Below are 12,884 nucleotides of genomic sequence, written 5' to 3'. Positions count from 1 at the left end.
CACCCCACGCATCACCACCACGCATACAGCAACGAGGAGCAAGTCATGGCGGGCAGCAGCCACGGACACACCCCGGCCGCCTGGACCGGTGTCACCATCGCCTTCATCGGTTTCTGCGTATCGGGTGCCTTCATGGTGTTGGCCAACCCGCTGGGCTTCTGGGCCGGCATGGTCATCATCGCCGTCGGCGGCGTCGTGGGCATGGCCATGCGTGCCGCGGGCCTCGGCGCGAAGCCCCGACAGTCGCAGCCGCAGGGCCGGCTCGCGCACTCCGAGAGCTGACCCTCACCGACGTACGGGGGAGGCCGTCCCGGCAGGTGCCGGGGTGGCCTCCTTTCGCGTTTCCCTGCCGGGCACGGGCCGCCGCCGAAGGGCACAATGCGTCGGGTGAACGCTGAACCCGAGAGCGCGGCTCCGGCCGTCGGCCCCGCACTGCGGCGCCTCGCCGTGCCCGTCGGCGTGCTCGGCTCGGTGATCGCCGCCTTCGCCTACGTGGGGGCGGTCGACCCGAACGAGCCCGGCCACTACCCCGCCTGCCCGCTGCTGCGGCTCACCGGCGTGTTCTGCCCCGGCTGCGGCGGACTGCGCAGTGCCCACGCCGTCGTCCACGGCGACTTCACGACGGCACTCGGCGCCAATGCCCTCGCCGTCGTCGGGTTCGGTGTCTTCGCGCTCCTGTGGACTCTCTGGGCGGCCCGCGCGGCGCGCGGACGACCGCTGCGGATCGAGTTGGGGTCCGTACATCTGTACGGGATCGGGGTCCTTATCGCGGTTTTCACCCTCGTACGCAATCTGCCGTTCGGGGCATGGCTGCATCCCTGAATGCCGAGAAAGCCCAGGTGGCCGGGGTGTGAGGTGTCCAGGTCGTGGGACTGGCGTCAACCGGATGCGGGGCCTTCGCCCTCCTGCGGATACCATCGCAGTGACCATCGGAAATGCCTGATGAGGCAGCCGAACAGCTTGAGGTTCAAACAGCAGCTTCACCGTCAGGGAAGGGGGCCGCTCGCGTGAGTGTGCTCGACGAGATCATCGACGGAGTCCGTGCCGACCTCGCGGAACGGCAGGCGCGCGTCAGCCTCGACGAGCTCAAGGAGCGCGCGGCGAAGGCTCCTGCGGCCAAGGACGGGGTCGCCGCCCTGCGCGGCGACGGCGTCAAGGTCATCTGTGAGGTCAAGCGCTCCAGCCCGTCCAAGGGCGCGCTCGCCGCGATCGCCGACCCGGCCGGGCTCGCCGCCGACTACGAGGCGGGCGGCGCGGCCGTCATCTCCGTGCTCACCGAGGAGCGCCGCTTCGGCGGATCGCTCGCCGACCTGGAGGCCGTCCGCGCCAAGGTCGACATCCCGGTGCTCCGCAAGGACTTCATCGTCACCTCGTACCAGCTGTGGGAGGCGCGGGCGTACGGCGCCGACCTCGTCCTGCTGATCGTCGCCGCCCTGGAGCAGCCCGCCCTGGAGTCGCTCATCGAGCGCGCCCATTCGATCGGCCTCACGCCGATCGTCGAGGTGCACGACGAGGACGAGGCCGAGCGGGCCGTGGACGCGGGCGCGCGGATCATCGGCGTCAACAACCGCGACCTCAAGACCCTGAAGGTCGACCGCTCCACCTTCGAGCGCGTCGCGCCCGAGCTGCCGGACGACGTCGTCAAGATCGCCGAGTCCGGTGTGCGCGGGCCGCACGACCTCATCGCGTTCGCCAACGCGGGCGCCGACGCGGTGCTCGTGGGCGAGTCCCTGGTGACCGGCCGCGACCCGAAGGGCGCGGTCTCCGACCTGGTCGCCGCGGGTGCGCATCCTGCCCTCCGGCACGGGCGGAGCTGACCTCTCCCGATGACCGCCTTCGCCCGCCTCGCACCCGGTTGCCGCCCCCGCGGCTGCCGGGCGCCTGCGCGGCGCGTGCGGGGTCGCAGGGTGCGGTACGTCATCGGAGATGAACCGGGTCAGGTGAACGGGATGCGATGGCCGAGCGCCCCGTCAGGGGCGCGGGGAACTGCGCGACCAGCCACGGCGTCGCGTCGGCCGGACGAATCGTCTGCCCTTCACGGCGCGTAGCCGTCCTCACCCCGGTGGGGCTTGCTCGCGCAGTTCCCCGCGCCCCTGGCGGGGGCGATCGCAACGCAGATCACCCATTCCCGCCATGTGAGGTAGAGGCATGTCCAGCGAGTACTTCCACCCCGACCCGGAGGGTCAAGTCCCCAGCGCCGAAGGCTACTTCGGCGCGTTCGGCGGCAAATTCATCCCGGAGGCCCTCGTCGCCGCCGTGGATGAAGTGGCCGTCGAGTACGACAAGGCCAAGAACGACCCCGAGTTCGCCCGCGAGCTCGACGACCTTCTGGTCAACTACACGGGACGGCCCAGCAGCCTCACCGAGGTTCCCCGTTTCGCCGAGCACGCCGGCGGCGCCCGCGTCTTCCTCAAGCGCGAGGACCTGAACCACACCGGCTCGCACAAGATCAACAACGTGCTCGGCCAGGCCCTGCTCACCAAGCGCATGGGCAAGACCCGCGTGATCGCGGAGACCGGCGCCGGACAGCACGGCGTCGCCACCGCCACCGCCTGCGCGCTCTTCGGCCTCGAATGCACCATCTACATGGGCGAGATCGACACCGAGCGCCAGGCCCTGAACGTGGCCCGCATGCGCATGCTCGGCGCCGAGGTCATCGCCGTGAAGTCCGGTAGCAGGACCCTGAAGGACGCCATCAACGAGGCGTTCCGCGACTGGGTGGCCAACGTCGACCGCACGCACTACCTCTTCGGGACCGTGGCGGGACCGCACCCCTTCCCCGCCATGGTGCGCGACTTCCACCGCGTCATCGGCGTGGAGGCGCGGCGCCAGATCATCGAGCGCGCCGGACGCCTCCCCGACGCCGCCGTCGCGTGCGTGGGCGGCGGCTCGAACGCCATCGGCCTCTTCCACGCCTTCATCCCGGACGCGGACGTCCGGCTCATCGGCTGCGAGCCCGCAGGGCACGGCGTCGAGACCGGCGAGCACGCGGCCACGCTGACCGCCGGGGAGCCGGGCATCCTGCACGGCTCGCGGTCCTACGTCCTCCAGGACGAGGAAGGGCAGATCACCGAGCCCTACTCGATCTCCGCCGGGCTCGACTACCCGGGCATCGGCCCCGAGCACGCCTACCTCAAGGACAGCGGCCGCGGCGAGTACCGCGCCGTCACCGACGACGCGGCCATGCAGGCGCTGCGCCTCCTGTCGCGCACCGAGGGCATCATTCCGGCCATCGAGAGCGCCCACGCGCTCGCCGGGGCTCTTGAGGTCGGCAAGGAGCTGGGCAAGGACGGGCTGATCATCATCAACCTGTCCGGGCGCGGCGACAAGGACATGGACACGGCCGCCCGTTACTTCGGCCTGTACGACACGGACGCCGCCGTCGCGGCGGACGCGGCAGGAGACGCCGCGGAGATCGAGGGGGACGCCAAGTGAGCGGCAACATCAGTCTGTTGGACGACACCCTCGCGGCCGCCAAGGCCGAGGGGCGCTCCGCCCTCATCGCCTACCTCCCGGCCGGGTTCCCGACCGTGGACGGCGGCATCGCGGCCATCAAGGCCGTCTTCGACGGCGGCGCCGACGTCGTGGAGGTCGGCCTTCCGCACAGCGACCCGGTCCTCGACGGTCCCGTCATCCAGACCGCCGACGACATCGCGCTCAAGGCGGGCCTGAAGATCGCCGACGTGATGCGCACGGTCCGCGAGGCCCACGCGGCCACGGGCAAGCCCGTGCTCGTCATGACGTACTGGAACCCCATCGACCGCTACGGCGTCGAGCGCTTCACCGCCGAGCTCGCCGAGGCGGGCGGCGCCGGGTGCATCCTGCCCGACCTGCCCGTCCAGGAGTCGGGCCTGTGGAGGGAGCACGCCGAGAAGCACGGCCTCGCGACGGTCTTCGTCGTCGCGCCGAGCAGCAAGGACGAGCGCCTCGCCACCATCACCGCGGCCGGTTCCGGCTTCGTGTACGCGGCGTCCCTGATGGGCGTCACGGGCACCCGTGAGTCCGTGGGCGAGCAGGCGCAGGAACTGGTGCGGCGTACCAAGGCCACCACCGAGCTGCCGGTCTGCGTCGGCCTCGGGGTCTCCAACGCCCGCCAGGCCGCCGAGGTCGCCGGCTTCGCCGACGGCGTGATCGTCGGCTCGGCCTTCGTGCAGCGGATGCTGGACGCCGAGGACGAGGCGGCAGGACTGGACGCCGTACGCACGCTCGCGAGTGATCTCGCCCAGGGAGTCCGCGGCAACGCGTAACTCGTACGGGTGGACCTGGGACCGGGGAGGCATGCTCGTGCCTCCCCGGTTCGTTGGCGGGGTGTGAGCGAGAAGAACCGTGAGGGAAAGCGCGCGGCCCGCGACCGGCTGGCGGAAGAGCGAGAGCGGCAGAAGTCGCGGGACAAGCAGCGCAGGGTGTTGATCGTGAGTGCCGCCGTCGTGGGCGTGCTCGCGCTCGCCGCCGTGGCCGGTCTGGTCGCTGCCAACTCGGGTGACGACAAAGATACTTCGGGTCCCTTGTCGGTCCCCAAGGGGGCGACCGGTGAGGATCAGCTCGCCATCCCCGTCGGCAAGGCCGGCGCCAAGTCCACCCTCACCATCTGGGAGGACTTCCGCTGCCCCGCCTGCAAGCAGTTCGAGGACATGTACCGCAAGACGATCCACGAGCTCACCGGCAAGGGACAGCTCAAGGTCGAGTACCACCTGGCGACGATCATCGACGGGAACATGGGCGGCAGCGGCTCCCTGCGCGCGGCGAACGCCGCGGCCTGCGCCCAGGACGCCGGGAAGTTCACGCCGTACCACGACGTGCTGTTCATGAACCAGCCGCCGGAGGCGGACGACGCGTTCAGCAAGAACAGCAAGCTGATCGAGCTCGCGGGCAAGGTGGACGGGCTCGTCAACGACACCTTCAAGAAGTGCGTGGACGACGGCAAGCACGACAGCTGGGCCCAGAAGTCGAACAAGGCCTTCCAGGAGGCGGGCCTGCAGGGCACGCCGAGCGTGCTGCTCGACGGCAAGAACATCTTCGCCGACCAGAAGAACCCGCTGACCCCGGCGAAGCTGAAGGCGAAGGTCGAAGCAGCCAGCAAGGGCTAGCGGTGAGGTCCTGTTATGGAGACGTAGCCGGGCTGGTTGCCTCGGGCACCACCCGGCACGGTAGCGTCGGACCTGCCATGGACCTTGCCTTCATTCCCAGCCCGTCGCGCGGTGTGGTCGAACTCGGACCCATTCCGCTGCGCGGCTACGCGTTCTGCATCATCATCGGCGTCTTCGTCGCCGTCTGGCTCGGCAACAAGCGGTGGATCGCTCGCGGGGGCCGTCCAGGCACCGTGGCCGACATCTCCGTCTGGGCCGTGCCGTTCGGCCTCGTCGGCGGGCGTCTCTACCACGTGATCACGGACTACCAGCTGTACTTCAGCGACGGCCGTGACTGGGTGGACGCCTTCAAGATCTGGGAGGGCGGCCTCGGTATCTGGGGCGCGATCGCGTTCGGCGCGGTCGGTGCCTGGATCGGCTGTCGCCGGCGCGGCATCCCGCTGCCCGCCTGGGCCGACGCCCTCGCCCCCGGCATCGCCTTCGCCCAGGCGATCGGCCGCTGGGGCAACTGGTTCAACCAGGAGCTGTACGGCAAGGCCACGGATCTGCCGTGGGCCCTGAAGATCACGTCGGCGGAGGACGGCCGGGTACCCGGCACGTACCACCCGACGTTCCTCTACGAGTCCCTCTGGTGCATCGGTGTGGGCTTCCTGGTCATCTGGGCCGACCGCCGCTTCAAGCTGGGCCACGGCCGGGCGTTCGCCCTGTACGTCGCCTCGTACTGCGCAGGCCGCGGCTGGATCGAGTACATGCGGGTCGACGACGCGCACCACGTGCTCGGACTGCGCCTGAACGTCTGGACCGCCATCGCGGTGTTCGTGCTCGCCGTCGTGTACTTCGTGCTCTCCGCGAAGAAGCGCCCCGGGCGCGAGGAGATCGTCGAGCCCGCGCCGGACGGCGAGGTTGACTCGCCGGGCGAGTCGCCCAAGGACGAGGACAAGGCGAGGACCGACCTGTCCAAGGACGCCGACACGGACCCGGACAAGGTCAAGGACGAAGACGGCGACAAGGACAAGGGCAAGGACGGAGCCGGAGCCGAGTCCGCCAAGAAGGGCTGACGCGCTCTCTGCCGTCGCGTACGTCGATGGGGCCACCGGATCACGGATCTGGTGGCCCCATCGCTATGGGCGCCGCCGCGCCAGGTCGAGCACCCGCCGCGCGCCCTCCACGACGGCCTTGTCCACGAAGGTGCCGTCCGGGAGAGCCAGGGCGCCCTCCTCCGTCGTCGATGCCTTGACGATCTGCTCGGCGTGGTCGATCTCCTCCGGGGTGGGGAGGTAGGCGCGTTCGATGGCCGGGAGCTGGCGGGGGTGGATCGCCGCACGGCCGAGGAAACCCAGGGAACGGCCGTGCGCGCAGGACGCCGCCAGGCCCTCGATGTCACGGATGTCGGCGTACACCGACTGGGCGGGCGGTGCCAGGCCCGCGGCCCGGGCGGCCACCACCACGCGCGCACGGGGCCAGTCGAGGCCCGCGTCGTCACGTACCCCCAGGTCCGCACGGAGATCCGCCTCGCCGATGGAGACGCCGCGCAGGGCCGGGTGCGCGGTGGCGATGGCGAAGGCGTGCTCCAGGCCCAGGGCCGATTCGATCAGGGCGTGCAGGGCGGGGGCGCCGCCGTCCGCCGGAGCGGAGCGCTCCGCGACGCGTACGACGTCGGCGGGGCAGGTCACCTTGGGCAGACGGAGACCGGACACCCCGGGGAGGTGCGCGATCGCCCCGAGGTCGGCCTCGGCAAGCGGACCGTCCAGGGCGTTCACGCGGACGTGGACCGGGACGGCGGGAGTCTCGGAGAGCAGCTCGGCCGTCGCCGCGCGCGCGTACGCCTTGCGGTCGGGCCCGACCGCGTCCTCCAGGTCGACGATGACGGCGTCGGCGCCCGCGAGCAGCGCCTTCGCCACGACGGACGGCCGGTCTCCGGGCGCGTACAGCCAGGTCAGCGGCGTCTCCTTCACAGGGCGCCCTCCTTGCGCAGGCCCGCGATCTCCCCTTCCGTCAGGCCCAGTTCGGTCAGGACCTCCGCCGTGTCCGCTCCATGGGGGCGACCCGCCCAGCCGATCGAGCCCGGCGTCTCGGAGAGGCGGAACAGGACGTTCTGCATGCGCAGCGGGCCGAGCTCCGGGTCGTCGACCGTGGTGACGGTGTCCAGGGCCGCGTACTGGGGATCGGTCATCACGTCGCGTACGTCCTGGATGGGAGCGACCGCGGCCTCCGCCTTCTCGAAGGCCTCGATCACCTCGGCGCGGGTGTGCAGGGCGATCCAGGCGCCGACCGCCCCGTCGAGCTCGTCCGCGTGGGCCGCGCGGTCCGCGCCCGTCGTGAACCAGGGCTCGGAGATCAGCTCCGGGCGGCCCACCAGGCGCATCACGCGCTCCGCGATCGACTGGGCGGACGTGGAGACCGCGACCCAACTGCCGTCCGCCGTACGGTAGGTGTTGCGGGGCGCGTTGTTGGTGGAGCGGTTGCCGGTGCGGGGCTGGACGTGGCCGAGCTGGTCGTACCAGAGCGGCTGCGGGCCGAGGACCGTGAGGATCGGTTCGATGATCGCCATGTCCACCACCTGCCCCTTGCCCGTCCGGTCACGGGCCGCGAGCGCCGTCATCACCGCGTACGCCGTCGCGAGGCCCGCGATGGAGTCGGCGAGCCCGAAGGGCGGCAGGGTGGGCGGCCCGTCCGGCTCGCCGGTGATCGCGGCGAAACCGCTCATCGCCTCCGCGAGGGTGCCGAAGCCGGGGCGGCGGGAGTAGGGGCCGAACTGGCCGAAGCCCGTGACGCGGGTCAGGACGAGGCGGGGGTTCACCCCGCTCAGCTCCTCCCAGCCGAGGTCCCACTTCTCCAGGGTCCCCGGGCGGAAGTTCTCGACGACCACGTCCGCCGTCGAGGCCAGGCGCAGCAGGGTCTCGCGGCCGCCGGGTGTGGAGAGGTCGAGCGTCATCGTGCGCTTGTTGCGGCCGAGGATCTTCCACCAGAGGCCGACGCCGTCCTTCGACGGGCCGTGCCCACGGGACGGGTCGGGCCTCCGCGGATGCTCGACCTTGATGACTTCCGCTCCGAAGTCGCCGAGCATCGTCGCGGCGAGCGGACCTGCGAAGAGCGTCGCCAGGTCGAGGACGCGGAGGCCGCTGAGGGGAGCCGTCATGACGTGGTGCCGTTCGTCCGGAAGCCGTTCGCCTGGGTGTCGATCTCGGAGCGGAACGGCATGGACGACGACGCCCCCGGGCGCTGGACGGAGAGCGCGGCGGCCGATGACGCCCAGGTGAGCGCGTCCGCCACGGAGCCCCCTTCTGCCAGCGCCACCGCGAGGGTGCCGACGAAGGTGTCGCCCGCGCCGGTCGTGTCGACGGCGGTGACGTGCGGGGCCTCGACCATGACCGGCTCGGCGCCCCTGGCCGCGTACAGGCTGCCGCGTGAGCCGAGTGTGATGACGACTTCGGGGACCTGGGAGAGGAGCGAACGGGCGGCGTCGTGCGGATCGGTCAGGCCGGTGAGGGTGGCCGCCTCGTACTCGTTGGGCACCAACAGGTCGATGGAGTCGAGGAGTTCGGGGGGCAGCGGCTGAGCGGGGGCCGGCGTGAGGATGGTGCGCACGCCGTGTCTGCGGGCGGCCTGTGCGGCGGCGAGCACCCCGTCGACGGGGATCTCCAGCTGGAGCAGGAGGGCGTCGGCGGAGGCGATCAGGCCCTCGTCGCCCGGGGCGAGTGCGGTGAGCGTGCCGTTGGCGCCGGGGATGACGACGATCGCGTTGCCGCCCTCGTCGTCGACCACGATGTGCGCGGTGCCGGTGGCCGCGGTGTCGACGGTGCGCAGCAGGTCGATGTCGACACCGGAGTGTTCGAGCGCTGCGCGCAGCTGGGTGCCGAAGGCGTCGGCGCCGACCGCGCCGATCATCGACACGGCGTCGGCGCCCGCGCGGGCCGCGGCGACGGCCTGGTTGGCGCCCTTGCCGCCGGGGAGCGTACGGAACTCGCGCCCGGTGACGGTCTCCCCGAGCTGCGGTGCCTTGCTGACGTACGCGACGAGGTCCATGTTCGTGCTGCCGAGCACGGCGATGTGGGTCATGGGTGGGCTCTCTCCTGGGTCTCCTGGGCGAGTTCGGATGGTGCGGCGAGTTCGGTGGTGAGGTCGGCGAGGGTGTCGAAGCCGATGCCGTCGAAGCCGGGGACGGAGCTGGCCAGGCGGTTCTTGAGCGGGGAGGTCCAGCGGTCGGGCAGCGCGCCCGGGTGGCCCGCGAGCAGGCCCGCGATCGAACCGGCGGTAGCGCCGTTCGAGTCGGTGTCCCAGCCGCCGGACACGGCACGGGTGATGGAGCCTGTGAAGTCGCCGTCGGCGTGGGTGAGGGCGGCGGACAGGAGGGCGGCGTTGGGGATGACGTGTACCCAGTGGTGGTGGCCGTGGGCGGCGTGCAGGTCGTCCACGACGTCGTCGAAGTGCTGTGTGCTTTGGGCCAGTTGGATGCCGTGGTGGATCGCGTGGGCCAGGCGTGAGTCCCGCGGTACGACGGTCAGTCCCGTGCGCAGGCAGTGGTGGACGTCTCCGGTGCCCGCCGCCGCCTCCGCGATGGTGGCCGCCGCGAACATCGCGCCGTACACGCCGTTGGCGGTGTGGCTGAGGCTTGCGTCGCGGCGGGCCTGGCCGGCGGCGGCCGTGGGTGCGCCCGGGTTCGTCCAGCCGTGGACGTCGGCGCGGATCAGGGCGCCGATCCATTCGCGGAACGGGTTGTGGTGGGTGGCGGTGTGCGGGGGCTCGATACCGGTGAGGAGGTTGCGGTAGGCGATGCGTTCGGCGGTGAAGGTGCGGGCCGCGGGGAGCTCGTCCAGCCAGAGCCTTGCCACGTCCGTGGTGGTGAAGTCCTTGCCGTGGCGTTGGAGCAGGCGGAGGTTGAGGAGGGGGTAGTTGAGGTCGTCGTCCTCCGGCATGCCGTCGATGTTCTCGGCGAGGGAGGTGTGCGCGGAGCGTTTGTTCCAGGGGTGGGTGTTCTTGAGGTCCTGGGGGAGGCCCTTTTCCGTGAACCAGGTGCATAGGGGCCAGTTGCCTGTTGCTTTGGCGAGGCTGCGGATGGCTTCCAGCGGGAGCTTTTCTACCGGCTTGCCCAGGAGGCAGCCTGCTGCTCTGCCTAGCCAGGCGGCGTGCAGGCGGTGACGTAGGGCTTCTTTTTCCCCAAGCCCGCCCCTTCCCGAAACCGCCTGCAGCGGGGCCTTGTTCACTGGTGCGGGTGGGCACAACGATGGCGGCTGGGACAGTTCGGTCAGGAGTTCCTCCGCCAGAGCCCGTAGGTGGGGAGCGGGGGGTGTCGGGGACGCGCCTGCTCTTGGTGGCGCCAGGTGGCCGCCTGCCTTCAGCCAGCGAGAACGTACGGAGCTGACGTCCTTGCCCTCCTCCTCAGACTGGCGGAGTTCGTGGCCGATCAAGTCCTCCGGCTGGACCCAGGTGAGGCGGATCATGGGGTGGCCGTCAGGGCCGCGTATGCCGCCTCGTGGGCTCGGCGGCGTCGTACGTCTCGGGTGAAGATCTCCCGGGTGACCTCCGCGAGCGTCGCCGCGGGGGCGTGCAGGTCCAGGCGGCTCGCCTCCGCGACCGTCTTCGACCACTCGGGCGGGGCCTCCGAGCCGAGGGCGCCCGCGAGTGCGCCGCTCATGGTCGCGATGGAGTCGCAGTCACGGCCGTAGTTGACCGAGCCGAGCACCGTGTGGCGGTAGTCGCCGTCGCCCACCAGGAGCATGCCGAGCGCGATCGGGAGTTCCTCGATGGAGTGCAGGCGGGAGGGGCGGCGGGCGCCGAGGGACGGGGCGCGGTAGTCCGGGCCGACCGTGTCGAAGGGGATGACGGCGGTGCGCAGCGGGTCGAGCGCCGACTCGAAGTCCCGGTGGTGGGAGGCCACTTCGACCGCCGACTCGATCGCCGCCCGCGTTCCGTCCTTCGCGAGGGAGAGGGCGGTGTCGATCACCGAAGTCGGCGTCGCGCCCGGCGTGCAGGCCGCCGCCACCGCCGCGGCGAAGACCGCGGCCGCCTCACGTCCGTACGAGGACTGGTGCGCGCCCGCGATGTCGAGGGCCTCGGCGTACGCGCCCTCCGGGTTCGCCGCGTTGACCAGACCGACCGGTGCCATGTACATCGCCGCACCGCAGTTGACGATGTTTCCGGTGCCCGCCTCGCGCGGGTCGACGTGGCCGTAGTGGAGGCGCGCGACGATCCACTTCTCGGCGAGGAAGACGCGGTGGAGCGGGATGGTCTCCGTCTCCATCTCCGGGATCCAGCGGGGGTTCGTCATGAGGTCGGGGACCAGGTGGTCGGCCACCGCGTAGGCGTCCAGGTGGTCGCGGACGATGGCGTACACGCGGATGAGCGCGTGCGTCATCAAGGTGTCGTCGGTGATGTGTCCATCACCCTTGTGGTACGGCGCGATGGGGCGGGCGGTACGCCACTGGTCGCCGTTCCAGGGGCCGACGATGCCGTGTACGCGGCCGCCGTGCCGTTCGACGATCTGCTCGGGGGAGTAACCCTCGACGGGGCCGCCGATGGCATCGCCGACCGCCGCTCCCACCAGACATGCGGTGATGCGGTCAGGGAGATCCGGGCCCGTTGGTTCCATTGATGCCTTCATGCCGGAATTGTCCTCCCGGAGCGGTCAGTTCCGTGGCTGCCAGGTGCCCGGCGAGTTCCACCAGGTCGGTGCCCGCGAGGCGGGGGAGCGCGCAGCCGGAGAGGGTGCGGCAGGCGTCGCGCCAGGAGTCGGGGATGGCGGTGGCCGTGCCGAGCGCGCCGGTCAGCGCGCCGGCCAGGGCGGGGGCGGAGTCCGCGACGCGGGAGAGGCAGGCCGCGGCGGGCACCGCGTCGCGGATGCGGCCGCGGGCCGCGGTGGTCAGGGCGAGGGCGACCGGGACGGTCTCGGCGGCGGCGATGCCGTAGCTGTAGACGTGGTCGACGATCTGGTGTTCCAGGAGCGGGACTAGACCGAAGGCTCCGTCCTCGGTGGTCTGGGTGCGGGCGAGCTTCACGGCGTGCCAGGCGTTGCGGCCGATCTCGGTGTGCTCCGGGAGCTGGGCGAGGGCGGCGTCCACGGTCGTCTCGACGTCGGCGCCACCGAGCGCCGCCGCGATCGCCGCGGCCATGGCGCGGGCGCCGTGCACGCCGTCGCCGTCCTGGGTGTAGCGGGCATCGAACTCGGCGAGGGCGGCGGCCTGTTCGGGGTCGCCCGGGTGGACGAGGGCGAGGACGCAGGCGCGTACGCAGGCGGCGTCGTCGAAGAAGTGGGGGTTGTCGTGGCCGGTGGCGGGCGGGCGCAGGCCGGTGGCGAGATTGCCGAGGCCCGCGCGTACGGAGATGCGGGCGCGGAGGGGGAGTACCGCGGACTCGACCTCGGGGGCGCGGGCCGCTGCCGCGGCGATTTCACTGGCGAGGGTGTTCCAGGCCAGGTCGAGGGCCGCGCGGACCCGGCGGTCCCGGGACAGCTGGGGGTCGAGCGTTCCGTCCGCCGCGCGGAGCAGTGACTCGGCGGCGAAGGCCGCCCATTCGGCGTCGTCCGAAGGGCCGAGGCGGAGGGGTTCCGGGGGTTGATTGAGCGCGATGGGGACGGGGAGGGTGGTCGTCGCGTTCTGCTCGGCGAAGGTGTCCAGTTCGCGGGTGAGTCTTCTTGTCCACTCGGGCATGCGGGCTGCGCGGTGCTTGGCTGCGGGCCAGCCTGCGGCGTCGCCTGCCGCGAGGCCTAGGAGGAGGCCCTCGATGTGACTTGCGGATGCCTCGCTTTGCTGGACGCCTTGTTGATCTGCACCCTGCATCGTGGGCACAGCAGCGGGAGCA

Annotated in this window: 13 protein-coding genes; 7 read left to right on the top strand and 6 right to left on the bottom strand. The window is 71.5% G+C overall.

Features of this window, described 5'->3' with window-relative positions:
- The first annotated feature begins 45 nt into the window (after window positions 1–45).
- The 7 genes from ABXJ52_RS09475 (at window position 46) to lgt (ending at window position 6,145) form a co-directional block, all read left to right on the top strand.
- Entirely contained in the window at window positions 46–282 is a 237-nt protein-coding gene (locus tag ABXJ52_RS09475) for an HGxxPAAW family protein (RefSeq protein WP_367040892.1), read from the top strand.
- Window positions 283–378: 96 nt separating this feature from the next.
- Window positions 379–822, top strand: a complete 444-nt coding sequence (locus ABXJ52_RS09470) for a DUF2752 domain-containing protein (protein ID WP_367040891.1) — start codon at window positions 379–381, stop codon at window positions 820–822.
- A gap of 185 nt (window positions 823–1,007) precedes the next feature.
- Window positions 1,008–1,817 carry an indole-3-glycerol phosphate synthase TrpC gene (gene trpC / locus ABXJ52_RS09465; protein WP_367040889.1) on the top strand — a complete coding sequence of 270 codons (810 nt, stop codon included), beginning with the start codon at window positions 1,008–1,010 and terminating at the stop codon, window positions 1,815–1,817.
- Window positions 1,818–2,148: 331 nt separating this feature from the next.
- On the top strand, window positions 2,149–3,435 hold the full coding sequence (trpB, locus tag ABXJ52_RS09460) for a tryptophan synthase subunit beta (RefSeq protein WP_367040887.1): 1,287 nt from the start codon (window positions 2,149–2,151) through the stop codon (window positions 3,433–3,435).
- Window positions 3,432–4,247 carry a tryptophan synthase subunit alpha gene (gene trpA, locus ABXJ52_RS09455; protein ID WP_367040886.1) on the top strand — a complete coding sequence of 272 codons (816 nt, stop codon included), beginning with the start codon at window positions 3,432–3,434 and terminating at the stop codon, window positions 4,245–4,247. The genes trpB and trpA overlap by 4 nt, the downstream gene beginning before the upstream one ends.
- A 63-nt stretch (window positions 4,248–4,310) precedes the next feature.
- Window positions 4,311–5,087 (top strand): thioredoxin domain-containing protein, encoded by a 777-nt coding sequence (locus ABXJ52_RS09450; protein WP_367040884.1) that lies wholly within the window; start codon window positions 4,311–4,313, stop codon window positions 5,085–5,087.
- 77 nt (window positions 5,088–5,164) lie between these two features.
- Window positions 5,165–6,145, top strand: a complete 981-nt coding sequence (gene lgt, locus ABXJ52_RS09445; RefSeq protein ID WP_367040882.1) for a prolipoprotein diacylglyceryl transferase — start codon at window positions 5,165–5,167, stop codon at window positions 6,143–6,145.
- 63 nt (window positions 6,146–6,208) lie between these two features.
- Here the strand turns inward: lgt and ABXJ52_RS09440 are convergent, their stop codons facing one another.
- From ABXJ52_RS09440 to ABXJ52_RS09415, 6 genes are read right to left on the bottom strand one after another with little or no spacing between them, the layout of a single operon-like run.
- A complete protein-coding gene (locus tag ABXJ52_RS09440; RefSeq protein WP_367040880.1) occupies window positions 6,209–7,042 on the bottom strand; it encodes a CoA ester lyase in 834 nt (277 codons plus the stop codon).
- Window positions 7,039–8,226, bottom strand: coding sequence for a CoA transferase (locus ABXJ52_RS09435; protein WP_367040879.1), 1,188 nt, complete (start codon window positions 8,224–8,226; stop codon window positions 7,039–7,041). The genes ABXJ52_RS09440 and ABXJ52_RS09435 overlap by 4 nt, the downstream gene beginning before the upstream one ends.
- A complete protein-coding gene (gene rbsK, locus ABXJ52_RS09430) occupies window positions 8,223–9,146 on the bottom strand; it encodes a ribokinase (protein ID WP_367040877.1) in 924 nt (307 codons plus the stop codon). The genes ABXJ52_RS09435 and rbsK overlap by 4 nt, the downstream gene beginning before the upstream one ends.
- The gene (locus ABXJ52_RS09425) at window positions 9,143–10,528 is read right to left on the bottom strand and encodes an ADP-ribosylglycohydrolase family protein (protein WP_367040875.1); all 1,386 of its coding nucleotides are present in this window, start codon (window positions 10,526–10,528) and stop codon (window positions 9,143–9,145) included. Before ABXJ52_RS09425 ends, rbsK begins: the two co-directional genes overlap by 4 nt.
- Window positions 10,525–11,688 (bottom strand): ADP-ribosylglycohydrolase family protein, encoded by a 1,164-nt coding sequence (locus ABXJ52_RS09420; RefSeq protein WP_367040873.1) that lies wholly within the window; start codon window positions 11,686–11,688, stop codon window positions 10,525–10,527. The genes ABXJ52_RS09425 and ABXJ52_RS09420 overlap by 4 nt, the downstream gene beginning before the upstream one ends.
- On the bottom strand, window positions 11,648–12,862 hold the full coding sequence (locus ABXJ52_RS09415) for an ADP-ribosylglycohydrolase family protein (protein ID WP_367040871.1): 1,215 nt from the start codon (window positions 12,860–12,862) through the stop codon (window positions 11,648–11,650). The genes ABXJ52_RS09420 and ABXJ52_RS09415 overlap by 41 nt, the downstream gene beginning before the upstream one ends.
- Between the last annotated feature and the right edge of the window lie 22 nt (window positions 12,863–12,884).

It is taken from the genome of Streptomyces sp. Je 1-332, assembly GCF_040730185.1.
In the GTDB taxonomy this organism is placed as follows: domain Bacteria; phylum Actinomycetota; class Actinomycetes; order Streptomycetales; family Streptomycetaceae; genus Streptomyces.
The sequence above is the reverse complement of the archived record's forward strand: the minus strand, read 5'-3'. Positions and strand labels throughout refer to the sequence as shown.

Excerpts from the sequence above, each read along its gene's own strand:
- ABXJ52_RS09475 (WP_367040892.1), top strand. The coding sequence starts at position 46 with ATGGCGGGCAGCAGCCACGGACACACCCCGGCCGCCTGGACCGGTGTC.
- ABXJ52_RS09470 (WP_367040891.1), top strand. The coding sequence starts at position 379 with ATGCGTCGGGTGAACGCTGAACCCGAGAGCGCGGCTCCGGCCGTCGGC.
- trpB (WP_367040887.1), top strand. The coding sequence starts at position 2,149 with ATGTCCAGCGAGTACTTCCACCCCGACCCGGAGGGTCAAGTCCCCAGC.
- lgt (WP_367040882.1), top strand. The coding sequence starts at position 5,165 with ATGGACCTTGCCTTCATTCCCAGCCCGTCGCGCGGTGTGGTCGAACTC.
- ABXJ52_RS09435 (WP_367040879.1), bottom strand. The coding sequence starts at position 8,226 with ATGACGGCTCCCCTCAGCGGCCTCCGCGTCCTCGACCTGGCGACGCTC.
- rbsK (WP_367040877.1), bottom strand. The coding sequence starts at position 9,146 with ATGACCCACATCGCCGTGCTCGGCAGCACGAACATGGACCTCGTCGCG.
- ABXJ52_RS09425 (WP_367040875.1), bottom strand. The coding sequence starts at position 10,528 with ATGATCCGCCTCACCTGGGTCCAGCCGGAGGACTTGATCGGCCACGAA.
- ABXJ52_RS09420 (WP_367040873.1), bottom strand. The coding sequence starts at position 11,688 with ATGAAGGCATCAATGGAACCAACGGGCCCGGATCTCCCTGACCGCATC.
- ABXJ52_RS09415 (WP_367040871.1), bottom strand. The coding sequence starts at position 12,862 with ATGCAGGGTGCAGATCAACAAGGCGTCCAGCAAAGCGAGGCATCCGCA.